This window comes from Pedobacter psychroterrae, from assembly GCF_004331695.1.
GTDB lineage: Bacteria > Bacteroidota > Bacteroidia > Sphingobacteriales > Sphingobacteriaceae > Pedobacter > Pedobacter psychroterrae.
Genome location: NZ_SJSL01000002.1, coordinates 594,449 through 620,804, shown reverse-complemented (window position 1 = coordinate 620,804; position 26,356 = coordinate 594,449). Strand labels below are relative to the sequence as shown.

Below are 26,356 nucleotides of genomic sequence, written 5' to 3'. Positions count from 1 at the left end.
AATTATTTAAAAGAGACTTCAGTTAGTTCTGCCGATACCACCAAGAGGTCTTTTATCGGATCATTGTTCTCATCGGGTGGATATACTAGTCTTTTGGTAGGTACCATAATCCCGTTAAACTCCTGATAGTCGTGAACATAATGAGCGCCAGATGCCCCTTTGGAGACCTCCACATCGTAATCCAGCCTTCTCAACAGTCCATTCGGTCCAAAATAAAATTTCTGCTCTTTTGAATGGTAAGCCAGATAATCTGGGAAAGTAGCTTTCAGGACGCGACATTTTTCTCCATTATCCATTCTGCCTTCAACTTCCTCAACCTGAAATCCCTCATAGGTCAGCACAAAAGGAAGTGTGAGATAGGTCCATGTAGCGTAAGCGTTGAAATAAGCCAGATGCAAATCATCCCAAGGGGTTTCCATGGTGTGGCCTTTGAAAGCTTCACGGGGATGGGTTCTCTCTTTGATGACACTTCCGTCTGGAGTCTCGATAGCGATCGTTCCGTTCTGAAAATGGCTTCTCTGACCCTCTTTCAAAAATGGCTCGTTAAAGTAAATCTGCTCATGTAGCTTTGCCCTGATTCTGCCGATTGATGCGAACCCGGGTACCTGTTTGGATTCCCAAAGCACTCCACCGATCTTCATCGTTACAAAAGCCTCGGAAAGCTCATTCCATCTTTTCATGCCTCCATGTGCGTCAACTGCTAATTGAAGTAAATCGTTCATTTTTTTGTTTTTTTAAAAGTGTCAAATATTCAAATTATTTCGTTTATGACCGATTGGTCATTTTTACTGCAAAAAAAATTATAGCTCCCATCTGCTTATTTGCTCCAAAAGGTTGGCTTTAATTACCTGCATCTTTCGATTGTTTCTTGCAACCCTGCAAATGAGCTGCCCGCCCTCTATCATGGCAAACATTACCACAGCAAAATCTTTATAGTTCCACTCGTTGCTGAACTCTCCTTCATCAATACCTTTTTTAATTATATCCGATATGATCTGCTGACTGAAAACAACTCCCTCATTGACTTTTTTGGTTACTACTTCGTTGGTATCATCAGCCTCCATCCCAAAATTGAGCATAGGGCAGCCTCCCTCTACGATCGGATTTACAGGCGTGCTCAGCACGTCGATATACGCAATGAGTTTGTCCCTTGCGGAGCTAGCTTTGCTGAGTGCCTCAAAAACTCTGCTACCTAGCAGCTGCATGTTATAATCTATTACCGTCAGTGCCAATTCATCTTTATTCTCAAAATGGACGTATAGGCTTCCTTTTGATAACTTTGTCGCGTCCATAATATCACTCATCGCAGTAGCTGCAATACCTTTTTTGTTAAAGATAGGTGCGGCACTTTTGATTATCATTTGTCTGGTTTCTTCTCCTTTAGTCATGACAGCAATTATTATATTATTGACAGGGCAAAATTAATTGACCGAACGGTCAATTCAAAATAATTCCCAAGTTTTAACATTTCTTTAACATTTCTACACGAAATAGTGATTTAGATACTTTACCATCAATCGTTACCAAATGGAAGAATCGGTATGATTTCATTTTATGAGCGATTTAATCATTTCTTGGATTAAACAGAATTAACCCCTTTTTAGACGCAAGTGACAGAGTTTAAGTTTCAATTAACTAATTAACAGATCTTCCTCATCTAAAAGAGGTTCGGTTACCAATATATAATTTAGCTCTGCTCATAACTTCCTAAATTTGCTACTTAGGTAAAAATGTCCTCACAACCTCATACATTGCCGGTTCGAAACGGGCAATTTTTAGGGCCTCGATAAGATAAGGTGATGCTAACGGATTTGCACGCATTTGTTCATAATCTTCAATACTTGCCCATTGAGCATACATAGTTACCTTTTTACCATCTATACTGCGATGTAGGCTGGATGAAATAAAGCCCTTAACTTTTGCAACACCGCTTTCCGTAGCTAGGATGAGGAGATCTACCAATTTTTGCTGATTAATAGGCTCAACAATAAAAACATTGATTAATGTTAAGTAGTGGTTTTCTTCGTTTATAGTTGTCATGATGTATTGTTTTATCTTCGAAAGTAAGTAATAATTTAAAAGTGATTAGTGCTAATAGCGAGAATCCACCCCTTCATTTACCTATTGGTAAAGAATCAGTCAATTCTGTCCGAACAAAAGTAGAAAAAATGCACAAAGAGGTAGCGGAATGGGAAGCCATTTCCACAAGTACAGACCGCGAAAAATAACATCATGCGGACGACACTAATAAAGTTGTTAAAAAAAGATTAATAAAGCTATAAAATATATTTAGGCAATCATTATTGATATAATAAAATAGGGATAGATGACGGAGAGTTTAAGCAAGATTGGAATTAAAAAGATTTTGCTACTGTGACGTTCGCCATGATTGAAGATGGGCAGCTCATTTGCAGTGTCTCCAATAGTAACAGCAAACATTTTATTTAGGCGATACTTCTAAAGCTATTTTTATGGCTAATTCAATGAATAATATTAATCTTTTGTTATGAGCTTTTAAACAAAGCATATTTGAGCTTCCTAACAAAACTTGAATTCTCAGTATACTGTACTTTTGTTTCATAAAAACAAAAATTACAACAATGGAAAAAGTTTGGTTCATTACCGGCAGCTCCCGAGGATTGGGACGCAGCCTTACAGAAGCAGTTTTAGCGACAGGCGATAAAGTAGCAGCTACTGCTCGAAACACAGATAACCTAATAGACTTGAAAAATAAATATCCTGGACAAGTTTATGTAATAAAATTAGATGTTACCGATTACCCTGCCGTACATAAAGCCATTGCCGACACCATAGCATGTTTTGGTAAGATAGATGTATTAGTAAATAATGCAGGTTTCGGTATTACTGGCGCTGTGGAAGCATATACAGACGAACAGGTACACAGTCAATTGGAGACGAATTTATATGCACCGATAGAAATAACTCGTGCCGTTTTACCATATATGCGTAAACAACGGTCGGGCCATATTCTGCAGATTAGTTCTATTGGCGGCCGGGTTGGTAGCGGCGGCATAAGCATTTATCAGGCAGCCAAATTTGGCCTTAGTGGTTTTAGCGAAGGTTTGGCCGTTGAGGTTGCACCTTTAGGTATTAAAATAACAAGCGTAGAGCCAGGTGGCTTTCGTACGGACTGGGCTGGCGATTCGATGACTTATGCACCGCGTATAGCGGGTTATGAAACAACTGTGGATGTGCGAATGGATGCTTTTAAAAATGGTAATTTCAAACCAATTGGCGACCCAGATAAGGCTGCCCGTGTAATGATAAACATAGTGAATGATGCAGAGCCACCATTGCACTTGTTACTCGGTAGCGAAGCTGTGGCTATTGTAAAGCACTCAGAAGCTGCTAAACTTAAGGAATTAGAAAGATGGGAAACTATCAGTACATCGACAGATGCAGATGATGCTGAAAATTTTCTGGAAACAGAGCACGGTAAAAGATATTTAAGTTTAAAAAAGTAATTGCTAATTTAATGTTTGATTAAGTGGTTGGTAGATATATTCATATTTAAGACTACCAATCGCTTGATCTACTATATTTTTACGAAAAAAAAGTTAACCAAAATGCAAAATACCGGTAAACCGAAAATAGGTTATTCCTGCCACTATACTAGCAGCAGGGAAGGTGAGCAATTTGTGCCCGAGCATGTGTTTAGCTACCAGATATCTGGTATCCTGACCATTAGCGATGGTCAAAAGCAGTATAAATTCAATCCAGGTGATTACAGGTTCATCCGTCGTAACCATTTAATTAAGTTTAATAAACAACCACCACCAAACGGCGAATTTAAATCAGTTTCCGTTTACTTGGATCAGCATACCCTACTGGAATTTAGCATGGCGTATGGCTTTTCAACGAATGGTCATTTTGATGGCGATGCGATTTTAAATTTGAATCCTCAAACCTTGTATAAGAGTTTTATAGAATCATTAACACCTTACCAACAGAATGATGTACAAATAAATACCAACCTGCAGAACCTGAAGATCCGCGAGTGTATATTAATATTGCTACAAAGCAATCCTGAAATAAAGGATATCTTATTTGATTTTAGTGAGCCTGGTAAAATAGATTTGGAAGGCTTTATGGAGAAAAATTTCCATTTTAATGTGCAGTTAAAAAGATTTGCATATTTAACAGGTCGTAGCCTCGCTACTTTCAAGCGAGATTTTAAAAAAATTTTTAATACTACACCAAGTCGCTGGCTTCAAAACCGCAGGCTACAGGAAGCGTATTATCTGCTCAAAGAAAAAAGAAAAACAGCATCGGATGTCTACCTAGAACTGGGTTTTGAAGACCTATCCCATTTTTCTTTCGCATTTAAGAAAAGATATGGCATTTCACCCTCCAAACTATTTTTACTGATGTAGTACTATAGAACCAAGATACCTTACGGTAATACAATCAATAAATTGCCTTCATAAGTATATGCAAAAGGGGGATCTAAAGTAGGAAACAGTTTAATACAGATGTTCCCTTCGTATGCCAAGTCTTTTGATTTTTGAATTCAGGGTACTTTTCGGAACTCCCAACCTTTCAGCCGCTCCACCTTCGCCACCTATCCGTCCTCGACAATATTTTAGTACGCTTAAAATATGATCGCGCTCATTTTCATCGATTGTCTTTAAGCAAGTAACTGTTTCAGATGTTAAGGGTTTATTTTTATCTCTCATTACAGGAAGCTGAATTTCCTTAATCATGGTTCCGTTAGTTAGCAGAATACTTCTTTCAATGAGATGTTCCAATTCCCTGATATTTCCAGGCCAGGAATATTGCGTTAATTCACGCATGGCATTGCTACCTATTGCATCAATTGGCTTACCAAGCTTTTTAGAGAATCGTTGCAGAAAGTGTGAAGCAAGTGAAGGAATATCTTCCGGTCTGGATCTTAGTGGCGGAAGAGAAATCGGGAAGATATTTATTCTGTAGTACAAATCACTCCTAAACCGTCCCTCCGCCATTTCTTTTTCAAGATCCCGGTTGGTTGCTGCAATAATTCTAACGTCGACTTTAATCGTGCCCCTACCACCAATTCGTTCAATTTCCTTCTCCTGCAGGGCCCGTAATAGTTTCACCTGCAGTTCCAAAGGTAACTCTCCAATTTCATCTAAAAACAAAGTACCCTTATCGGCCAGTTCAAATTTCCCAACTCTTCGCTCTGTGGCGCCAGTAAAGCTCCCCTTTTCATGACCAAAGAGCTCGCTCTCAATTAAATTCGCAGGTAATGTAGCGCAATTTACCTTAATCATCAGCCGGTCTCTTCTGGGAGAATTATTGTGAATTGCTCTTGCAATCAACTCCTTTCCTGTACCTGTTTCGCCAAGAATAAGAACGGTACTATCTGTCGCCTCAACTTGAGAAACCATTTGAAAAGTTTTTTTCATCTCCTTGCTATTGCCAATAATCTCATCGTAATTATGAGTTGTCTGAATCTCTTCCCTTAAATAAACTTTTTCTTCTTCCAATTGCTGTTTGTATTTTTCGATAACTTCTAATTGAGCGACCACTTTCTCGTTTGAGTGGATATTGGAAAGCGCAATGGCTATCTGTGAAGATATACTTTTTAAAAGTAAGGCATTTGCAGATTTATCGTAATCTTGCGGAATACTAAGCCACAAGATACCAATATTGACTTCCCCTAATCGTACCCGCAGACCGGTAAGTTCTATCAGGCCGATTTCCCTCCACCATTTCACATACGGGGGGACGGTCTTCCGCTCATTAAGTTCCTGAATATTGAAAGACAGTGGCTCCTGTGAATCAAGCACCAAGTTAGTAATACCATCATTTACATCACATTGCATAGTCAGAATATGATTAAACCCAGGGTGCTCGGTAAACGCATCCCTGGCATCATACAAATACATCTGGTGGTATTTCTGGTCTGCAGACAAAAGCCTAAGGCTGTAATTACCAATGACGCCAAATTTTCGCAATTCATCTGAAAATTCCTTTGCCAGTTGCTCTTTATTCCTTATTGAGGCAAGTGCGTTGCTAAAGGAGAGTAGTAATGATTTTTCATTTTCGCGTTGCCTGATTTCTGCATTGGCCATGATGTTTGAAACAGCTACGGAAATTTGATTAGCCAATCCCCCTATCAGGCTCAAGCTGCCTGAATTTAATGATTCATTGTTTTTCAGAAACAGCATCCAGAAACCAAATACTTCACCGCCAAGTGAAAACCTTGTAATAATGGCTTGTTTTAGACCGGATTCATCATTGATTTTAAGATACACTGGTAAGTCTTGAGCAGCTTTCAGCTCGTTAAAATCAAAAACAAGAGGAACGGAGCTGCTATAAACTTTATCCATTACCCCGTCATTAATCTGAAAATTGAGTTTTTTAGCATCATTGTAGTCTGGATGTCCCTGGCTCATCGAAGCAGGGTCGGTAATATAAGCCTTGAAGGTCGCGTGGTCACTATTTACAATGCCGATAAGGGTATGGGTAAAGGTGAGCTGATTCTTTAACCTTGAGGTAATCACGGCAATAAGCTCGTGGTGATTTCTTACGGCGGCTAAGTCTGTACTGATTGATAATAGCAGTTCCCTTTCCGACACCCGGCTACTGATTTCCTCACTGGCAAGGATATTTGAAACAGCTACTGCGACCTGTGAGCAAACACCTTTCAATAAGCTATATTTTCTGCCATCATCTTCATTCTCAAGGATATTAAAGAAAATGGTTCCGATGGGAGTTCCACCGACACGCAGTGCGAGACATAATAACTTTTTAAACCCGATTGCCTCCCAAAAATACACATAAGCTGGTGCATCAGCTTCAGCTGCCAATTCTGCGATGTCAAGCATAACCGGTTCGTCCGTTCTAATAACACTGGAGAATGCGCGGTCATTGATGCTGTATTTTAAATTAGTGATTTTTTCAAAGTCTGCGTGATCAATAACAGCCTTACCCATGTCAATCATGAAGGCACTATGGGTTAAATGGTCATCATTGATTTTTGCAATACCGAACTGTGTGATAGAAAATATCTTTTTTATTTTTTCGTTTACAACACGGAAAAGGTCATTCCTGCTTTTCAAGGAGGCAATCTCTGTACTCAAGGATAACAATATTGCTTTTTCCTCTTGCCTTCTTGCAATCTCTTCATTCGCCAAAATATTGGATACAGCAATAGAAATATGATAAGAGACTCCCTCGATCAGTTTTAACTCATGGTCTGAGTAGGCGCTTTTTCGCATAGAATTCACAAAATATGCCCCTATGATTTTATGATCGTCCTTTAGGCAGATGGCGATTTTTTCTTTAATGCCGTTATCGAATTCGAACTTGATGTAACCAGGGGCAGATTCTCTCTGGGCAAGTTTTTCTACATCTAATATTACAAGGCCTTGGGAATGAATTACTTCACGAAGACAGCAATCATCATCAATATTCTTCTTTAAGGCATTTTTTTGATAATGCAGATAACCCGGGCTTTGTTGGCTCAGTGAAAACAGAAACGAATAGTACGTCCTGTCTTCGTTAAATACCATAATCACTATGTCATCGAAATTAAACAGCTTTCTAAGGTTGAGATTAATTGCCTGAAAAAGTTCCGTTTTATTTCGGATGAGAGCGATATGCTCACTAAGCTTGAGTAATAAATTGCTTTCTCTCTCCCTCGATAAAACCGATTCGTTAGCCCGGATATTATCAATAGTAATCGAAAGCTGATTAGAAACTTTCTTAATCAGTCGAATCTGAAAATCGCTGCTAGGTAAATTGTCTACCTGACATAAGCACCAAATACCAATTAAACGATCTCTTGTATACAAGCTTGTTATAATCACACGCTTTATTCCATTTCCATGTAATACCTGAAAATGTTCACTCAAATCGCCGGAAGTTTGCTGATGTTGCAGATCAAATACATGTGGTTCTTTTGAAAAAATTACCTTTTTAATTAAGCTATCACTCGATGAAAATTGTGCCTTTATCGATCTGGTAAACTGAGAGCTCCGGCTCATAGAAGAACTCGTATCCTGAAGATAAGCAAATAGCGCCTTTTGATCCTCGCTAATCAGGTGGATAAAATGATCACTAAACGCAATATTCTGCTTTAGCTTACGCTGTACTAATTTCAGCAGATCCCGTGTGTCTCGTAAAGAAGCCATCTCATGACCCAGGGAGTCGAGAATTTCATTTTCAGTTTCACGTTGAGTGAACTTGTCATAATCTGTTATCTTAGATAGGGTCTTAGCCAACCCTCCCGCAAGCGATTCCAGCAATTTAATATCAATACGTTGATTGACAGTCTTATTATAAAGCATAACCAGACGAGCAATCAGTAAATTATCATCAAATAGCTTAACTTCTATCGGCTCAAAGCCTTTACAGTACTCTGGGATTAAAAAATTCTTTAAATCTTCTTTAGAAAGACCAATATCCCCTGAATCGCAGAATACTTGTAACCCGGCAGAATAAAAAATATCTGAAAAATAATTTCTGAATCCATCCTCCCCAGCTACCCCGGTAAATATGGTAGCGTATGTATAACCCGTATGTCCCCTTAACTTCTCATTAACTAGAACATATAACTGCTGCTTGGAGCGGACATTTATCAAATCAAGAGTAAGAGATAGGAATAATTCATCATTGCTTAGCCCAGGGGCCAAATCGTCACGCCTGTTCACTTTCATTCATTAAAATTAATTCAATATGGCATAAAAAACAAATGGAGTTGTACAGTAATGGTTATCAAATTATATAAGACAGAACGCTAACTAAAAATCAAGTCGACACTTCGTCCAAGTTAAAGCCTATAGGCGATATATCGTCTATGCTTTTGAACAAATATTCTATTAAATAACTTTAAATCAGCAGGTTATGTATGTGGCATTATTTTTATAACTATGTTTACAACCTGCATTTCAGGAAATTCAAAATTTAATTTTTACTTCGATGAAAACATTAACGGGAAAAGTAATTTTAGTAACCGGAGCCTCAAGAGGCATCGGTGCAGCTGTAGCCTTAAAACTGGCTGACGAAGGCGCTAAACTAATTATCAACTATGCGGGAAATAAGGAAGCCGCTGCCGAGATTGTGGCAAAAATCCTTCACAATGGCGGTGAGGCAATCGCATTACAGGCTGATGTAAGCAAGTCGGAAGAGGTAAAAATTCTTTTTGATCATGGCATTGAGCATTATGGTAAAATTGACGTGTTGGTAAACAATGCCGGTATTATGATTACAAAACTGATCAAGGATACCACTGATGAAGATTTTACGCGGCAGTTTGGCATCAACGTCCGCGGCCCTTTTAACACGCTGCGTGAGGCGGCAACTAAACTGGCCGATAATGGTAGTGTCATCAACTTTTCATCAACCACAACCCGCGTAATGATGCCTACCTACGGAACTTACGTTGCATCTAAGGCCGCGGTAGAACAGTTTACCAGGATTTTTGCCAAAGAAGTAGGTGTAAGAGGGATCAACGTAAATACCGTATCTCCCGGACCAACCAATACAGAACTGTTTACCAAAGGCAAGCCACAGGAAGTTATTGACCGTCTGGCTTCTTTAAACCCCTTTAACCGAATTGGCGAACCTGAGGATATTGCCAGAGTAGTTGCCTTTTTGGCAAGCGACGACGCTAAATGGATTAATGCGCAAAACATTGGTGCAAACGGCGGAATGGCGTAGATTATCAATTTCAGTTTTAAATTAAAATTATTAACCATAAAACTCATGAACTCATTAAAAAATAAAGTAGCCTTAATTACCGGATCCGCAAGAGGTTTAGGTAAGGCCATTGCCGAACGTTACGCAGCTTTAGGTGCCGATATCGTTATAAACTATTCTCGCGACAAAGCATCTGCCGATGACGTCGTAAGGAATATCAAAGCCATGGGCTCAAGAGTAATAGCTGTACAGGCCGATGTAAGCAAGGTAGCCGATATTGAAAGGTTATTTGCCGAAGCAAAAAAAGAATTTGGTAAAATAGATATTATAGTAGCCAATGCCGGTATTGAAATGGTAGAAACCCCAGTCGTCGATTTTACCGAGGAACAATTTGACCGCTTGTTTTCTATAAACACTAAAGGCTCATATTTCACCATGCAGCAAGCTGCAAAAACAGTAACCGATAACGGCCGCATCATCTACATCGCATCCAGCACCACCTCATTCCCAGTACCAGGAATGGCAGTGTATGGCGGCAGTAAGACCACACCACGATATCTTGTAGACATCCTTTCAAAAGAGATTGGACATAGAGGGGTAACAGTCAATTCTATTATCCCCTTTGCGGTAGATCACTCGGGTATATTCGCTGACCCAGATAGTTATCCAGCGCTGCGGAAACAATTACTAGATAGCTGTCCGATGGGACGTTTGGCAGACGTTGAGGACGTAGCCAATGCTGCAGAATTCTTTGCGAGTGGACTTTCTTCGTTCGTGTCAGGACAGCATCTACTGGTTAACGGCGGCGCAACAAATTAATTCAAATATTTATTATCAAATATTAAAAAAATAATAATCATGTCAATAAACAAAGTAAAATCGCTGGCGGGAATCGTTGTTCCAGACAGTACCATTGCCAATCAAGCTACGGAATTATTGCTAGAGCACGGTACGGAATTTATCTACAATCATTCATTGCGGGTGTTCTTTTTCTCTTCTCTTAACGGTAAACGGAATAGTTTACAGTACGACCCCGAACTATTGTATGTTTGTTCCGTATTTCATGACCTGGGCTTAACCAAACATTATAGCACCCCTGATCTTCGCTTTGAAGTAGATGGGGCCAATGCAGCCCGTGATTTTTTGAAGGGCCACGGCATAGCGCAAGACAAGCTCCAATTGGCATGGGATACAATCGCCCTCCACACTACCATCGGAATTGCCGAGCATAAAGAAGCGGAAGTTGCCTTAATGTATTCCGGTGTAGGATTAGATGTCATGGGTGAAGGTTACGAGAATCTCAGCGCAGAACATAGAGAAGATATCATAAAAGCATTTCCAAGGAATGATTTTAAGAAAAATATTATTCCGACTTTTTTCAGTGGTTTTGAGCATAAAACAGAAACAACCTTCGGTAATATTAAAGCCGATGTGTGTGCATTTATGATTCCCAATTTCCATCGTAAAAATTTCTGTGATTGTATACTGCATTCACCATGGAGTGAATAAGGCTCAGAAAACATAGCAGATGATTTATGCCCACTCCTTAAGAGAATCTAAGCTATTTAACATTTGATGCAGAGAAACTTTTATTGAATGTGGTTTCATTGGGTTGGTGAGGTTAAAAAAATTAGCGTTACAATGTTGAGGAATGTTGAGATGAACATTAGCAGTTGATCAAATTGATATTAGTTATCTATTTGCCCCTCATCACTTTAGATATTATATAAATTGATAGATTATGGAAAAGACTAAAAATCAAAAAGAAGAAAAAGAAGTAAGCAACAGCGATGTTATCTACACCTTCAAATTTAACAATGAATTAGAAGTTAATCGTTTAGGCTATGGAACCATGCAATTAAATGGTGCGGGCGTGTGGGGAGATTCTTCAAATCGCGATCTTGACAAACGTGTGCTCCATTCTGCAGTGGAATCTGGCGTCAATTTCATTGATACTGCTGACGCCTACGGTCCTCATACCAATGAATTGCTGGTTAAAGACGCGGTAGGTGCGTATTATGACAGCATTGTTATCGCAACCAAAGGTGGATTGGAACGAAGTGGTCCGGGTAGATGGCACGTCAACGGCAAGCCGGAGTATATAGCTCTAGCGATTGAAGGAAGTCTGAAGCGCTTGGATAAACAACGGATCCAGTTATGGCAATTGCACCGTGTTGATCCTAGAATTCCGATCGAAGAAACGCTGGCGCCCGTTGCCGATGCCGTAAGAGCTGGCAAGATCCAGTACGTGGGACTATCGGAAGTTGATATTAAAGTTATTGAACGCGCAAGAAAGATTGTGCCGATCGTGTCGGTGCAAAACCTCTATAACTTATCAGAGCGCGGCTGGGAGCACATTGTAGACTATACCGCGAAAAATAGCATGGCGTTTATTCCATGGTTCCCACTTGCATCAGGTCCAGATAAATTGAAGGATAGGCTTGCACATATCGCAAACAAGCATAATGCCACAACTTCACAAATAGCTTTAGCTTGGCTGCTGAAACGTTCGCCAAATATCCTCCTTATTCCGGGCACTAGCTCTCTGGCTCATCTTCAGGAAAATATGGAAGCTGTACAGATAAAATTGACGGACCGGGAATTTGAAATATTATCCAAATAAAATTATAAACTATGGAAATCAAAGGTGTTTTTAGTTCTAGATATGGCAAGGTATTGGTGATCACCATGCTAAATTTCTTTTTTTTAACTACAGGCGTTTTACACGCCCAACATAAAAAATCAGCCACAATGGAAAATAAAATATTAATTCAAGAAGGCTTTAATAAATGGGCAAGTGGTACCGGTAATTTTTTTGACCTGTTAGCAGATGATATACAATGGACAATAACTGGAAGCACTCCGCTATCCAAAACATACGTAAGTAAAAAGCAATTTATGGATGAGGTAATCATTCCATTAAATGACCGTCTTTCAAAAAAAATTACACCTAAGGTTACCGGACTTTATGCTGATGGTAACATTGTAGTTGCTTTATGGGATGGCAAGGCAACCGCGGCAGATGGAAAACCTTACAATGCTAGTTATTCGTGGACCATGGAGATTAAGAACAAAAAGATAGTCAGGGTAGTAGCCTTTTTGGACGGGATCGAGTTTGCCGATATTATGAGAAGAATCCCAGACCGTAAATAGTAACATTCTAAATTTAAAGTTAAAAAAAATGAATGATCAAAAAACATGGTTTATCACAGGAGCATCTAGGGGCTTGGGATTAGAAATCACAAAGGCAGTACTGGCTTCGGGTGACAATGTAGTAGCCGGAGCAAGAAACCGGGCGCCAGAATTAGAAAAACTTAAGCATGAAAATCTATTTGTAGTAAGTCTGGATGTCACACAGGAAGAACAAGTGATAGAAGCGATAGGCCATGCGATATCAAAATTTGGTAAAATTGATGTCCTGCTGAACAATGCGGGATTCGGTTTATTGGCGGCCGTGGAAGAAGCATCAGATAAAGAGATCCGTCACATGTATGACACTAACGTGTTTGGTACTTTAAACATGATCCGTCACACGCTGCCTCATTTACGCAATCAGCGCAGTGGGCACATTATCAATATATCTTCTGTTGGAGGTCTATCCGGGTCAGCCGGTTGGGGTTTATATAATTCGACGAAATTTGCAGTGGAAGGTTTTAGTGAGGCGCTTTCCAAAGAGCTAACCCCCTTAAATATTCATGTTACAGCAGTTGAACCTGGTTATTTCCGTACGAACTTTTTGGATGGATCTTCATTAAATACCATTTCCAATATTATTGATGACTACGAAGATACTGTGGGAAAAATGCGTTCAAGAGCGGTAATGGTTAATAAAATGCAGCCTGGTGATCCTAAAAAACTGGCTGATGCGCTGATACAAATTGTGTATAGCCAAAAACCTCCTTTGCATCTTCCTTTGGGTAAAGATGCATTAGAGAGTTACCAAACTAAAACTGCCAATTTCGCAAATGATATTGAAGCATGGAAGGATGTAATTACCGGAACTGATCACTCATCATGATTTATAAGTTTATAAAAAATCTGGTATAAGCGAATTAAAAATATACCTTTTGATAAAGAGCGGGATAGCTGTAAATAAATATTCACAGCTATATGAAGAATTTCAATCTGGAAACAAGATTACTGATTGCGAGGCTATACTCATCTAAATCTGAATTGACTATTTTCTTGGTAAATGGGTCGTTAATTAGAAATTCACTCTTGTTTTCTGGATGTTTCTTTAACTGTTTGCCACACAAGAAATGTGAAGTGTCAATAAATCTAGTTTGACTTTTATGGCAAACCCAGATTTTAAGATTGTAGGAACTACCATTTTTGTAATAGTGTACGAAACCTTTTTTGCCGCTTGATGCAAAACTTCCTGTTATACAAACAAAAGTCCCATTCTATTGGTATAAATGGGGCCTTTTCGCGATTTTTAGAATTGAAAATCTGAGCTCTGGAGCCTATTTACTTTTCTAGAAACCCCACTTTATGACCTTAAGAGAATTGCAAGGATTGATGAATATTATTTAGAATAATGGGATAATATAAATCATTCATTGAAAAACCAACAATAATTAGGTTGGATTTCATCGCGAAATCTATTAGTTATTTTCTTTAATAATGTTTTCTCGGATTTGTAAAAGATAAATACTTAGCTCACCAATGTCTTGCTTTTCTTTTAACCACTCGTATTCGTAAGTTAAACTATAAGTTTTACCAAAACCATATTTGCCCATGATTGTAATGCTAATTGGTTCTCCCTCGAAAATTGCTCCGTTTCTAATAACTTCGAGATCATTTAAAGTAGTATTTAAATTGAATTCGATTAATTCCTTAATTTGGTTATATCTGATCATATAATGCTAATTTATTCTAAAAAAAATACTAAGGGCTCGTAATTTCAACGGCTTTAACAAAACCACCTAATAACGAGTTTTGATCGTAAATAACCACTCGAGGACTTCAAAGTCAAAGGCACGAATCTTTCAGAAGAGGAAGCAGAAAAATATATTGATTTAATTTATTTTTTTTCAAACCAGGCATTTAATCTATATAATGCTATTAAAACTTGCAGTCCTGTCGAATTTGACAGCATCGAACCAAAAAAAGCTGAGCATATAAACTATAATCTATTCGCTAAGAAGGTGTTAGTGAAGCAACTTTGAGTTTTTTAGACGCTTTGCACAGTATGGGTGCGGACACTGGGCTCGAACCAAAAATCGGCCTCCATTTAACGTATGCAACGATTTGAAAATCAGCTAAAAATAGAAATGCCCTTCACGATATCGTGAAGGGCATTGGCTCCCTCTGCTGGGCTCGAACCAGCGACCCTCTGATTACCAGTTCTCCTATTTCGTTTTGCAACGTCTGGAACTCCTGCATCATTTTCGGCGAAAGCTTTAAGGTAAATGTCGTGTCAGTTTTGATGTCTTTCAATTCAACAAATAATGATTTATCCACTAAACGGGCGTTATAGACCTTTCTGGGTCTTTCTATGCTATGGGAATCATGCGCAATCAGCTTGTGATAGAACTCCGTCATTTCCAACTGATTCTTTTTCAAATCTATTTTGTGAATTCTCCAGTTGACTGAATGTGTTTCTGGAGGAATGTTATCACTCACAATCCTAGCGGTCATACCTCTCCAGGTCCCTAATAAATAATCTGCGTCGAACAGTTAATGAATTTCATGTTCTCAGCCTTATTGCTAGTAAAGTCGGGATGGCGGGATTCGAACCCACGACCTCCAGCACCCCATGCTGGCGCGATACCGGGCTACGCTACATCCCGAACTGATGAAACTGCAAGATTTGCCCTGGCCAAAAATAAATATTCTTTTTAAAGCAGCAAAGAATTACATTCAATACCATCATACTCACAACAAGCTTTTTGAAATTGATCCAATAATTCCCGTACCTTAAGTGGATAACATGATGAATCATCTATCCTTTAACAAAAAAGATTATGACAAAATTCAACATTATACTTTTCCATGCCTTACTCCTTCTTTCAACCGGGGCGTATGCATGCTCATGTGCCTCAATCCGGGTCGAGGATAATTTCCAGCATTCCCAATTTGTGGCCAAGGCTAAAATTCTAAAAATAACTCCAGATCCCAAAAACAAGAGCTATCATGATGCAGAAATTGAATTGATCACTTTGTATAAAGGGGAGCACCTTAAAAAACTTAAAATATTAAGTACACTAAATAGCTCTTGTCGTTTTTTACCGTCGGTCAACTCAACCTGGCTCATATTTGCTTCTGAATGGCAAGGGGTACTTAGCTTCGGCTTTTGCTCAGGTAGTTTAAATCTAAGTGAAACGTTCGATCCGATTAAGTATACCAAGGCGGAGCGGAATTACAGAAGGGGGATTGCGTTAAAGCAACAGGTTCTTGAATATTTGAGTAAGAAAAAACTGTTTGACCCAAACCCTCTCCATCTTACTGCATTCAACGAGAACTTGGAGATGATTGAAGGCTACAAAAACAAGGACGGATTTGCAGTTTTCCAGGTTGATCTAACCACAGACTTATCGATAGCTTCGATTAAAATCCTTAAAAAGTTCCAAAACCACGCGCTCACTAAGGCTGTTTTCGATAGCATGAAAAAAGATCTTACAATATCTAAGCCCGAGAACAAAACTACTGCTAATCCCACCCGGATGCTTATATTTTGTTATTGCCATCAATTCGATTCCGGAGAAGGGTCCGTGAGTTTATTTTGACGTTCGGAAAGTGCTATTTTTTTTCAAGAAAGGCGGAGAGGAAGTTTATAAATATTATTTTTAACCTTTAAAGTGCTTCTATTTCCTTAAAAGATAGGCTCGTGGCCTCGGCAATAATTTGCATATCTATGCCCTTGTTTTTTAAATTGTGTGCGATTTGCCTTTTTTCTTCTTTGGCTTTAGTACGTTCGCTCTGACGACCTTTGGCTTCTCCTTCACGTCTTTCCTGCATTTTTAATGTTTCGATGATTCCCATATCTATAGTTCCTCCAGTTAATGCTCTGACTTGCTGATCAAATTTAGCATTAATATCTTTATTTTTAATGAAAATGAAATTTTTAATAAAGCCCATAAAGCGCATGATCTTGTCACGATCGTATTTCTGAATAAGTAATGCTTTTACAATAGTCAGTCTTTCTTGGCTCAATTCTTCTTCGGGTATTTTCCCTTCGAGCAGGGCCTTTTGACAAGCTAAGACAATGAGTGCAAAGGGATTTGGTGTTTCAAGAAGAAAAGCTTGACTGTGATCAAACACATGGTAGGTGGTATATTTAAAAGATAGTATAGTGCCAAGCAGCACATCTTTATATTCAGTAGGCTGTTTCTGATTTTTATCGCCAGTAAACACAACTATAGTGGCAGCGGAGGTCTTATATCTATCGCGAATCCTATAGTTATACTGAAGTAGACGAAAAGCGAAATCTACATCATTTCCTCCTTCAATTTCTACATTCAATATTACCCATTTTTCTGTACCATCTTTTAAATACAGCTTAGCCAGTAAGTCGGCCTCCCGCTTGTCGCCTTTACTTTCTCTATTTGGAACAATAGCAAATAATTCTTTATCCATAAATTCAACTCCTTTTGAAAAATCTATGATGTCTTCAGCATCCGGATATACAAAGCGTAAGAAGTCGAAAAAATGATCTTCAAAAGCACCCTTTAACAGTTCATCACTTTTCTTACGCGGTTTGGATGAACGTTTCTGCCTTTTATTGAATATTGGTATGTCTATTTCCTTTTGCATAAATGATAACTGGCGCCTAAGATATAGATCTCATTTCATTTATAAAAGTATTTTTTAATTATTAGGAATTTTAGTTAATCAATAAATTCGTTTTTAATTCATAATTATTAAGTATAGCTCAATATTTCGAAATTTTTGTCAGAATATTGGTTTGGGTGATAGCGGAAGAATTGGCATTACGAGTATTATTTCAGAAATGCAAATAAAAGTGCCAATGATATCTGAGGCGGTGCGAATGAAGTAAAATCTGGTGCGAATGAAATATCACTGGCCTATATTTTCATTAAATATGGCCCGGACATATATGCCGTAAATATGCCGTAAACAAGTCTTAAGAAATAAATAGGTGCTTAGCATACCTTTGAGGCATAAAATTTAGAAAAATGAAAAATATTGAATTAGCTCAAAGAATTAAAGATTTAAGACTTCGCAGAGGACTGAGCCAGGAGAAGTTGTCTGAAACTGCACAAATTAACCTTCGTACTGTACAGCGAATTGAAAGCGGCGAAACAGATCCAAGGGGTGATACGCTGAAGAGAATTGCCATAGCCTTGAATGTCACACCCGATGAATTGATAGACTGGACTGAACAGGAAGACAGGGGGTTTTTAGCCTTTTTCAACTTGTCTGCACTAAGTTTTATTGCATTTCCCTTACTCGGCATCATCGTGCCGCTTGCCATATGGATTTTAAAGAGAGATAAAATAAAGTATGCGAATGAAATGGGAAAACGCCTGCTGAACTTTCAGATATCATGGTGCCTGTTGATATTCTTTGTGTACGCCATTATATTTATAGGACTGATATTTCCGGTAGCCTTCAAACATCCGGATATAACATTTTTGAACTTTGGAGGAAAAGAAATTGCTTTAGTGCTCCTTACTCCGATCTTATACATTGTCAATGGCGCATTCGTTGTCATCAACAGCATCAGAAGCTATCAAGGGAAGCGTGTGATTTATAAGCCTGTTATCAGGTTTTTGAGGTGACGGGAAAGCATCGAGCGGTCAATGAATGTCATGTTCTCGGAATTATTGTTACTAAAGTCGACCTAGCAGAACATTTATCGATCCATTTTTATGAGGATTTAAAAAAGCTTACCGCCATGTAAAACTGCGCTTATGACGAAATTTAGCCGTCTTTTAATAGACAATTGAAATTTTCAGAAATATCTTTCGAGTAGGTTCAGCCTCGAGTAGTAGTGATTAATAGCAAATATATTTTTGTCTTCGAACCGACACTTTTTCGTTAAAAGTTCAAATATTAAAAGACTTAAGAATTAAAGTTTATAATATGACCAATTCTATGCAGATTACTGAAAGTCTGGGGGTTAACAGTGGGCATTACCACCATAAAAGACCGGACGGGACTCGAACCCAAGCTTCCTGACCATTTAAACGCATATTCCATCGAGATTTCATTCTTAACTCACCGAACTACTCACCGAATTCTTGACAAAAAAATAGCTGCAACCGCTATATCAACCCAAATATAGGGACTCGAACCCTGGTGTTTTTTATCAACAAGTTGACGCTGGCCAACTGTCTACTAGAGTCTTACTTTACCTATCGACATATTATCGTGACTTTTTATTAACATAAAATATCGGCGAATTATCAAACTACCATTAGTGATTACCCGCCCTCGACATTAACTTGCAAAATACTCTCATGTTTTGTTGTACTCCTAAAACTCTGGCAACTAAATCACAATCTCGAATCGCTTCAATAACTTATTAAAGACTATTTTCTGATAGGACTATACCTATCGAAGCTTGGAGATAATGATAACTTTTAGGGATAATATCTACCTCAGCTTTACAGAAAAATATATAGGTTATAAGGATTCATTGCTTAACGGCAAAAGAACTAATTATTGATGTCCAATAGTGATGGTATACGATTATATGTACTTTTGATCATAATCAAAATTTTGAAGCTTAAAAATGAGTAATTATTCAAAGCAATGGAACACAGCAACTCCCGGTTATCTTATCTTTCTGATCGATCAATCTTCGTCTATGGCGAGGGATTGGCGAGATGGAAAATCATTTGAACAAGATTTTGCGAAGTCGGCATGGGGAATTTGTCTAAGGAAATATTATTCTTCGGGGGTGTGCTGGTTGTAAAAATCTGTTGAAGCAAAATTAGTTTGGTCACGGTGATATAAAACTCGGAACAATTTGAACGGGATTTCTTCGTGGCCATCAGACTTGAAGAGGATCCATTTAACCCTCTTCCACTAAGTTTAGCCAGTCTTTGGCTCCTTGTACAAGGGAATTAGTCAACAATAAATCGTAATATATGTTGTTAAATCTATCATATAAATTGATATGGGCCAGAGCGAATACAAAAATCGTGAAAGTGTCGATATGAAAAAAACTGCAGCTGTTGCTTATGCAGCGCATGAGGCTGGAGTAAGGACGGAGGAAAAGGATATTTCATCTGGAAATCTAAGTACGAAGTACAAGAATGTCACGCAGACAACGGCGAAGAATGTGCGTGGGGTTTTGATGAAAATTGTGGAATTGATTGTGATAAAGTTACAATATTCATAGATTTATCAAGTTTTTTTTTTAGTTTCAAGCTGTGTTTATAGTTGTATGCATATGTGATCAGTAGTTTAAACATGAATTCTCTTAGTCTCTAGTAAATTAAATGATTCCGAAAATTATACATCATATTGTCGGACCTTATACATCGACTTTAATAGACTCATGCTTATGTTCTTGGAAGATCATGGAGTCAGAGGGTTACCAAATCCTTATCTGGGATGATGAGAGCATTGGCAAGTTCCTCCTTGACAACTACGAGTTTGCTTTTGATAGCTTTTATTATGCAAGAAATCATGCGGAAGCTGCAGATGTGGCTCGATATTTAATAATATACACTTACGGTGGGTACTATATAGATTGGGATGTTGAGCTTTTGGACATGAAAGCGTTTACTGCGTTGTCATTGAAGCATGTAAATGGTTATATGCTTGTAGATGAATCTAATGAATCGATTGCTTCAGAGTTTTTTTGCGCGTGTCTTAAAGACGAATTTCTTCTGAACTTAAGCAAAGACATAGCGTATTTATATGAAAGCGGAAAACGCGACCGGTATACTACTCCACAATATTCTGGTCCTTTCAGGATGCGTGACAGTTTGCAGGTTCATCCTCAAACCAGTATGGAGAGTATTTCTTTAGCCGAGGTTTTTGCTTACTCTTACGATGAAATAGCATCACGCCCAAATAAAATAATTACGCAACCCTGCATACATTATTGGCTTCATTCTTGGATGTAGCAGATAATCAGCATCTATTTGGCCGTTAATTTGTATTTTAGATTATCAAAAAACCGTTCCAACAAACGCCTGTCATTTGTTATAATATCTCCAGTTCCTTTAATTTCAAACTTAAAGTCGAGTTGTGTGCCAAAATTTGTCGTCAGTTTATTTGGTAAGTCAACATTCACAAGGTAAGTCTCTACTTCACCATTTTGTGTTCTTAAATTATTGGATGTTTGCGCAATAGACGCTACCCTTCCATTGATACTGCCATACTCGAAATATGGATAATCTCTAAGTTTGACAATTACGCTTTGTCCAACTTTAACTTTTCCCGCTCCAGCTGAAGGAAGTGTCATCTGTCCTATGATAGAACTATTTACAGGGATAATAGTAAAGACTGGCTCCCCAGTTTGTATATATTGATTATCATTCCAAAATTTCAAGAATTGTATCGTACCGTCAAATGGAGCTTTGAAAACGTATCGTTGTTCCCACATATTAATGTTATCCTGTAAGTCAACAAATGATGTGATTAGTTCCAATTCCAGTTGTCTATCTCGTTCAGTCTTCTGAATAGTCATCTGTTGAATGTCGTTTTGTGTTTGACGCAATTGACTTCTCGTATTGCTTATATCTTTCAACAAAGTCTGATAGATGTCTTGTGCGGAAAGAGAAGTCATTTCTGACCTATCATATTCTGACTCAGAAAGAACTTTCTTCTTGAAAAGTATTGAGTCCTTTGACTGAAATTTGTTTACATACTTTAGACTTTTTGCGTTCATTGCCGCCCTCTTTTCTGAAATCGATAATATCTTTTCATATTCAGTGCTCAACGTATTTAAAATCTCAAGCTGCTTATCAAACAAAGATGCCTTTCGGTGTGTATAATACTGGTTTAGAATATTTAGAAACTTGTAATAAGGAACATTAAGCTCGCCGAGTGAAAGGTCGTAAGGAAAAACCTGTTGTATTCGCTTATCGTTTTTCTTTTTCAGGAACTGGCTTGTCAAAGTAATTAATCTTTGAATATCCTCAATGTGAGCTGGATTTTGCATAATCGCAATATATTGACCTTCCCGAATGAAATCTTGGTTTTTATATTTTGCTAGCCTGATTTTTCCGGATGAATTGGCAATTAACTTAACTGGGGACATTGTTGAGTTAATTACCATTTCCCCGGTAACTGAATCTGGATATTTAATAATCCAAGCAAGAGTGAAAAAAATTATTAAAATAATAGAGATGAAAATTGTGATTTTAATTCCAATGCCCGTGGGCATTCGACTAATTATTTCATGGACTTCTTCGGTCCGTTCCGAATTCTTAAGTTCCTTTTTCATACCTTTCTCTTTCGCTTTGTAGCAAGTGGTGTTTGGGATTGAATTTTTTCTTGATCATCCTTGTTGATTTCCAACTCACCTACACTTTCCTTGATGTCTAAATTGAACGCAAGATCATATTGCGATGCTACCAAATTATAATATCTGCCTTTATTTTTCATAAGGTTTTCATGATTACCCAACTCGACGATATGGCCTTCACGCATAACAATAATCTGATCAGCCTTTCTTATGGTACTTAGTCTGTGAGCAATAACTACTACTGTCCTCTGTTTGAAGACGGTTTCAAGAGCTTCAATTATCTTCTGCTCATTAATTGTATCCAACGCATTCGTTGCTTCATCAAAAAAAAGAATATCCGGGTCTTTATAAAGTGCCCGTGCAATCAATATCCTTTGTTTTTGGCCCCCACTTAATCCCCTCCCTCTTTCCCCCATCACCGTTTTGTATCCCAATGGGAGACGTTCAATCTCCACAGATATATTAGCAGTCTCAACCGCATGTCTGAGTCTCTCATAGTCTACTTTTTCTGCATCAAGTACAATATTATTTAGTATTGTATCGTTGAAAATTTTACCATCTTGCATCACTACACCAATCTTATTTCGCCATTGTTTAAGACTAATGTTATTGATGTTCATATCACCAATAAATATCTCGCCGCTGGAGGGCTTATATAGCCGCAGTAATAGTTTCAATAAGGTTGTTTTACCACTTCCACTATCTCCAACTATAGCTGTAATTTTTCCTTCAGGAATCACTATGTTCACAGATCGTAATGTAGGAGGTGCATTAAATGAGTATCTAAAACCAACGTTTCGAAAAGAAATGTCTTTGTTTTTAAGGAGTTCCATATCGTTGGTTCCAGTATCATCATCTTCGTCATCGAGTTCATGAATCTCATTTAGTCTAAGGAAACTCAAATGAGCGAATTGTCCTTGTATGATAAACTGAACGAATTGCTGTACAGGCCCGGCAAGCATTCCAATAATAAACTGAGTGGATATCATAACGCCAAACGTAATCTCACCGGCAATAACAGCTTTAGCACACAAAAAAGTAATCAGTAAATTCTTTACACTATCTATAAATTGTGCTCCTAAATTCTGAGCATTATTAATTGTCAAACTTTTTAAATTTACGGTGTAGAGCCTGGACTGAATATTTTCCCATTTCCACCTTTTAGCTTGCTCATAATTATTGATTTTGATGTCTTGCATCGCTTCAATTGTCTCAACCCAGTAGCTTTGGTTTTTTGATACCAACTCGAAGTAATTCCAATCAAGCTTTCGTTTAAATCGCATGAAACCCAGAACCCACAATACATATAATGTGCTTCCAATAATGAATGTATAGAAAATAGAGGCGTTATAAATTAGGAGTACTATACTGAACACGACAAATGTTAATGCCGAAAAAACCAGATTAAGTGAATTGTTCATAATGAAGCTTCGAATCCGTTCATGATCATTTGCCCGTTGCAGAATATCACCAGTCATCTTATTTTCAAAAAAAGTTATTGGCAGCTTCATTAGCTTCATTAAATAATCGGAAATGAGCGCAATGTTTAACCTAGACGCTATGTGGGTTAATATCCAGTCTCTAACAGCGTTTGACAAGGTTATACTAACAATTATTGCAATGTTTGCAAAAAGTACAATGTTTATAAAGTCTACATCCTGCTTTTGAATTCCTACATCTATTACTGCTTTAGAAATGAACGGCAGTAGAGCTTGCAACACCGTAACAAAGAGCATTACCACAAATAGATTTAAGAAGTTTGTTTTATAAGGTTTAAAGTAACCCATTAGTGTATAAAATGTCCTCCGTCGTTCTACCTGTTCGTCTTGTTGCCTGGCTTTAAAATCAGCCTGAGGCTCGAGTGCGAGTAACACGCCTTTTTCCTGCCCAGTTTTATACCATTTCAAGGCGAATTCGTCATATGAGTAGGAAACAAGGCCTTTAGATGGATCAGAAACGTGAACCTTTGTCTTAGTGACTTCATACACGACCAGAAAGTGGTTATCTTCCCAATGAACTATGCAGGGTAGTGGAATTTTATAGCGGAGATCGTTGATGGTTGCTTTTATAGATATGCATCTAAATCCAATCTTTTCGCCGCCATAGGACAAATCCAACATAGAGACCCCCTCCCGAGAAATTGAGCACATGTCTCTTAAATATTGTAGGGAGTAAAATTTTCCATAATATTTGGCAATCATCTTAAGACATGCTGGACCACAGTCCATCATATCAAGTTGGCGATCAACCGGAAAGCGTTTTAAATTCATACAATGAGGCTTATAATTTATGTGAAGCGCTTCTTGCAAATTATGAAAAATAATAGTAATATTACATAATAACTTTAACCAGATATCCGAGCTCTCAACATGAAAAATAAACTGAAAATTTCATTTTGTACAACTTGTATGAATCGGCTATTACAATTACGCGTTACTTTGCGTAAAAATATAGAAGACAACAAAGACTATGCGCCTCTAGAATTTGTCTTACTTGACTATAATTCGAGTGACGGTTTGGAAAGTTACGTTCGGGATGAGCTTAGTGAATATATTTCAGATGGTACTTTAGTTTTTTACAGAACTACCGATCCCTCAAAGTATAGTATGTCACATTCTAGGAATTTAGCTTTCAACTTAGCTTCCGGGGAAATCATTTGTAATATCGACGCAGATAACTTTGTTGGAAAGGGTTTTGCAGCTTATGTGAATGATCAGTTTCAACAATATAACAATTGCTTCCTAACCACCCAGACATCGTCATCATATGTAAAAAATGATGTGCTAGGTCGAATATGTGTTAGACGAAGTCACTTCTTAAATCTGGGCGGCTACGATGAAGAGATGAAGTTTTATGGCTTTGAAGACAACGATTTTGTTAATAGATTGCAATTACTAGGTTTAAAGAAGGTCTTGATAGATAGATACGAGTTTTTGAAAGTAATTAAACATTCAAATGAGGAGCGCATTATTAATATTTTAGATACTGACGAGTTAACAGCCCTGTATATTAATTATATCTCCCCTTCACAATCAGAAATGATTTTTTTATTCAATAATTATGAATTCATGAGAGGTTCAATTGTAAACGTTATGTCTTATAAAGCTTTCTATGATATAAAAGTAAGAATGAATTCAGATCATAAATATTCGCTGTTAGGCAATGCCTGGTTGAGCGGCCAATGGAGATCATTTGGTGAAGGCTTGACCCTGAGTACCAAATACGGAACATCTCTGCTTCAGTCTCAGGATTCAGGTTCTGAGGTACTTATGGAAAGTAACAATGTTTTATTTTATAAGATAAATAACCGAAAACTTTTGCAGGATGCACTGTTCTTCTTCCATCAAATCTCGAATAGATTAATTATGGAAAATAATCTTTTAACCAAAAAATTGACTGTTAATATCAACGGATCTGGGTTAGTAAATAATTTAACGACAATCAATATTCATTAAGATGAATGCACGCTCTCACAAATTCTCATTCTCTATATTTTACTCTATTCCCAACTGGCATAACCTTTTACTTGAATGCCTGTTCCCCGCTCTTGAGGATAAACTAGATTGTATTCCTGATTCGAAATTTTTCATCCATTTTTCGTCAGAACAAGGTCACCATATTAGACTAAGCATTTTTTGCCACCCAAAATGTGTCGATGCGATTAAAAAGGATTTGCAAAACATATTTACAAACTTTATTGAATCAAGACCGTCTGTAAAGCCCGAGGTCAAATTTCCACTTGACTCATTTTTGATGGACTTCAAAAATAACTCGGTATATAGCAACGTTTACAGGCCGTATCCAAGTTCCACATCTTTACTAAGTAATGATTTTTTACTAGAGTTAAGATTTGAAATATCATTAAAAATAAAGGAACTACTGTGTGTGAGTGAGATAGAGCAAGATAGCGTTTTATCTTTTGGAATTGAACTACAATGCCTGATGGCTACTGCGTTATATCAGGAAAAAGCGAAAAATTTATTTTCTGACCTAACGAGGGTAATTTCGATCTTGGAATCTGGTTTTCAACATTCTGATATTCTTTTAATACATAAGCAAGCAAATGCGATTATAACAGATAACATCGAACATCTTAACTCCTTGTCCGAAACGATGTCCTTATCTTTAACCAATGACCCACTGTATAACTTAGTAACTAAGCATTCTACGCAACACGGTAATACTCAAGCTATTTTCCTACAGCTAAGTTCTATTTTATTTGAACATTTAGATCTCCAAAAGAATTATTTTTTGCTCGTTTCCACGAATATCGTTTTACATACTCTACGCCCATCGAAATCAATAATTTATAACTAA

23 protein-coding genes and 1 tRNA gene are annotated in these 26,356 nt (G+C 37.8%); 14 read left to right on the top strand and 10 right to left on the bottom strand.

The features are described from left to right. Nucleotides 1-2 precede the first annotated feature (2 nt). From EZ437_RS11040 to EZ437_RS11030, 3 genes are all read right to left on the bottom strand, one after another. Nucleotides 3-722, bottom strand: a complete 720-nt coding sequence (locus EZ437_RS11040) for a hypothetical protein (protein WP_205942683.1) — start codon at nt 720-722, stop codon at nt 3-5. Nucleotides 723-800: 78 nt separating this feature from the next. Continuing rightward, nucleotides 801-1,388 carry a TetR/AcrR family transcriptional regulator gene (locus tag EZ437_RS11035; RefSeq protein WP_131595970.1) on the bottom strand — a complete coding sequence of 196 codons (588 nt, stop codon included), beginning with the start codon at nt 1,386-1,388 and terminating at the stop codon, nt 801-803. A 328-nt stretch (nt 1,389-1,716) separates the two neighbouring features. Then, nucleotides 1,717-2,040, bottom strand: coding sequence for an antibiotic biosynthesis monooxygenase family protein (locus tag EZ437_RS11030; RefSeq protein WP_131595969.1), 324 nt, complete (start codon nt 2,038-2,040; stop codon nt 1,717-1,719). Between the two features lie 560 nt (nt 2,041-2,600). Here EZ437_RS11030 and EZ437_RS11025 point away from each other — a divergent pair. Both EZ437_RS11025 and EZ437_RS11020 read left to right on the top strand, forming a co-directional pair. Then, a complete protein-coding gene (locus EZ437_RS11025) occupies nt 2,601-3,485 on the top strand; it encodes an oxidoreductase (protein WP_131595968.1) in 885 nt (294 codons plus the stop codon). A gap of 102 nt (nt 3,486-3,587) precedes the next feature. Continuing rightward, on the top strand, nt 3,588-4,394 hold the full coding sequence (locus EZ437_RS11020; protein WP_131595967.1) for a helix-turn-helix domain-containing protein: 807 nt from the start codon (nt 3,588-3,590) through the stop codon (nt 4,392-4,394). 90 nt (nt 4,395-4,484) lie between these two features. Here EZ437_RS11020 and EZ437_RS21730 read toward each other — a convergent pair whose 3' ends face one another. Beyond that, nucleotides 4,485-8,666 (bottom strand): sigma 54-interacting transcriptional regulator, encoded by a 4,182-nt coding sequence (locus EZ437_RS21730; protein ID WP_205942682.1) that lies wholly within the window; start codon nt 8,664-8,666, stop codon nt 4,485-4,487. Between the two features lie 262 nt (nt 8,667-8,928). On the opposite strand from EZ437_RS21730, the gene EZ437_RS11010 reads away from it, so the two are divergent. The 6 genes from EZ437_RS11010 to EZ437_RS10985 all read left to right on the top strand — a co-directional run bounded on the left by EZ437_RS11010 (nt 8,929) and on the right by EZ437_RS10985 (nt 13,666). Then, nucleotides 8,929-9,669 (top strand): SDR family oxidoreductase, encoded by a 741-nt coding sequence (locus tag EZ437_RS11010; protein WP_131595966.1) that lies wholly within the window; start codon nt 8,929-8,931, stop codon nt 9,667-9,669. Between the two features lie 45 nt (nt 9,670-9,714). After that, complete coding sequence (locus EZ437_RS11005) at nt 9,715-10,467, top strand: SDR family oxidoreductase (protein WP_131553328.1); 753 nt, start codon at nt 9,715-9,717, stop codon at nt 10,465-10,467. Between the two features lie 39 nt (nt 10,468-10,506). Further along, complete coding sequence (locus tag EZ437_RS11000; protein WP_131595965.1) at nt 10,507-11,157, top strand: HD domain-containing protein; 651 nt, start codon at nt 10,507-10,509, stop codon at nt 11,155-11,157. A 232-nt stretch (nt 11,158-11,389) separates the two neighbouring features. Next, complete coding sequence (locus tag EZ437_RS10995; protein ID WP_131595964.1) at nt 11,390-12,271, top strand: aldo/keto reductase; 882 nt, start codon at nt 11,390-11,392, stop codon at nt 12,269-12,271. 11 nt (nt 12,272-12,282) lie between these two features. After that, nucleotides 12,283-12,801: a nuclear transport factor 2 family protein gene (locus tag EZ437_RS10990; protein WP_225869557.1), complete on the top strand. Its 519-nt coding sequence runs from the start codon at nt 12,283-12,285 to the stop codon at nt 12,799-12,801. A gap of 28 nt (nt 12,802-12,829) precedes the next feature. Further along, on the top strand, nt 12,830-13,666 hold the full coding sequence (locus EZ437_RS10985; protein WP_131595963.1) for an oxidoreductase: 837 nt from the start codon (nt 12,830-12,832) through the stop codon (nt 13,664-13,666). A 586-nt stretch (nt 13,667-14,252) separates the two neighbouring features. Here the strand turns inward: EZ437_RS10985 and EZ437_RS10980 are convergent. The 3 genes from EZ437_RS10980 to EZ437_RS10970 all read right to left on the bottom strand — a co-directional run bounded on the left by EZ437_RS10980 (nt 14,253) and on the right by EZ437_RS10970 (nt 15,440). Then, nucleotides 14,253-14,507, bottom strand: coding sequence for a hypothetical protein (locus tag EZ437_RS10980; protein ID WP_131595962.1), 255 nt, complete (start codon nt 14,505-14,507; stop codon nt 14,253-14,255). A 421-nt stretch (nt 14,508-14,928) separates the two neighbouring features. Next, nucleotides 14,929-15,288, bottom strand: a complete 360-nt coding sequence (locus EZ437_RS10975) for a hypothetical protein (RefSeq protein WP_131595961.1) — start codon at nt 15,286-15,288, stop codon at nt 14,929-14,931. Nucleotides 15,289-15,366: 78 nt separating this feature from the next. Next, a tRNA-Pro gene (locus EZ437_RS10970) sits at nt 15,367-15,440 on the bottom strand. 174 nt (nt 15,441-15,614) lie between these two features. Here EZ437_RS10970 and EZ437_RS10965 point away from each other — a divergent pair. Further along, nucleotides 15,615-16,376, top strand: a complete 762-nt coding sequence (locus tag EZ437_RS10965; RefSeq protein WP_131595960.1) for a hypothetical protein — start codon at nt 15,615-15,617, stop codon at nt 16,374-16,376. Nucleotides 16,377-16,443: 67 nt separating this feature from the next. On the opposite strand, the gene EZ437_RS10960 is transcribed toward EZ437_RS10965, so the two are convergent. Then, entirely contained in the window at nt 16,444-17,403 is a 960-nt protein-coding gene (locus EZ437_RS10960) for an RpnC/YadD family protein (protein ID WP_131595959.1), read from the bottom strand. 383 nt (nt 17,404-17,786) lie between these two features. Here EZ437_RS10960 and EZ437_RS10955 point away from each other — a divergent pair, with 383 nt between their 5' ends. The 3 genes from EZ437_RS10955 (at nt 17,787) to EZ437_RS10945 (ending at nt 20,693) form a co-directional block, all read left to right on the top strand. Then, nucleotides 17,787-18,392 (top strand): helix-turn-helix domain-containing protein, encoded by a 606-nt coding sequence (locus EZ437_RS10955; protein ID WP_131595958.1) that lies wholly within the window; start codon nt 17,787-17,789, stop codon nt 18,390-18,392. A 1,343-nt stretch (nt 18,393-19,735) separates the two neighbouring features. Further along, a complete protein-coding gene (locus tag EZ437_RS10950; RefSeq protein ID WP_131595957.1) occupies nt 19,736-19,960 on the top strand; it encodes a hypothetical protein in 225 nt (74 codons plus the stop codon). A gap of 181 nt (nt 19,961-20,141) precedes the next feature. Continuing rightward, nucleotides 20,142-20,693, top strand: a complete 552-nt coding sequence (locus tag EZ437_RS10945) for a glycosyltransferase (RefSeq protein ID WP_165500387.1) — start codon at nt 20,142-20,144, stop codon at nt 20,691-20,693. A gap of 14 nt (nt 20,694-20,707) precedes the next feature. On the opposite strand, the gene EZ437_RS10940 is transcribed toward EZ437_RS10945, so the two are convergent. Next, nucleotides 20,708-22,018: an HlyD family secretion protein gene (locus tag EZ437_RS10940; RefSeq protein ID WP_131595955.1), complete on the bottom strand. Its 1,311-nt coding sequence runs from the start codon at nt 22,016-22,018 to the stop codon at nt 20,708-20,710. After that, nucleotides 22,015-24,309 (bottom strand): peptidase domain-containing ABC transporter, encoded by a 2,295-nt coding sequence (locus EZ437_RS10935; RefSeq protein WP_131595954.1) that lies wholly within the window; start codon nt 24,307-24,309, stop codon nt 22,015-22,017. Before EZ437_RS10935 ends, EZ437_RS10940 begins: the two co-directional genes overlap by 4 nt. Nucleotides 24,310-24,408: 99 nt before the next feature. Between EZ437_RS10935 and EZ437_RS10930 the strand changes: the two genes are divergently transcribed. Together EZ437_RS10930 and EZ437_RS10925 are read left to right on the top strand one after the other, a co-directional pair. Beyond that, the gene (locus tag EZ437_RS10930) at nt 24,409-25,494 is read left to right on the top strand and encodes a glycosyltransferase (protein ID WP_131595953.1); all 1,086 of its coding nucleotides are present in this window, start codon (nt 24,409-24,411) and stop codon (nt 25,492-25,494) included. A gap of 1 nt (nt 25,495) precedes the next feature. After that, the gene (locus EZ437_RS10925; RefSeq protein WP_131595952.1) at nt 25,496-26,356 is read left to right on the top strand and encodes a lantibiotic dehydratase C-terminal domain-containing protein; all 861 of its coding nucleotides are present in this window, start codon (nt 25,496-25,498) and stop codon (nt 26,354-26,356) included.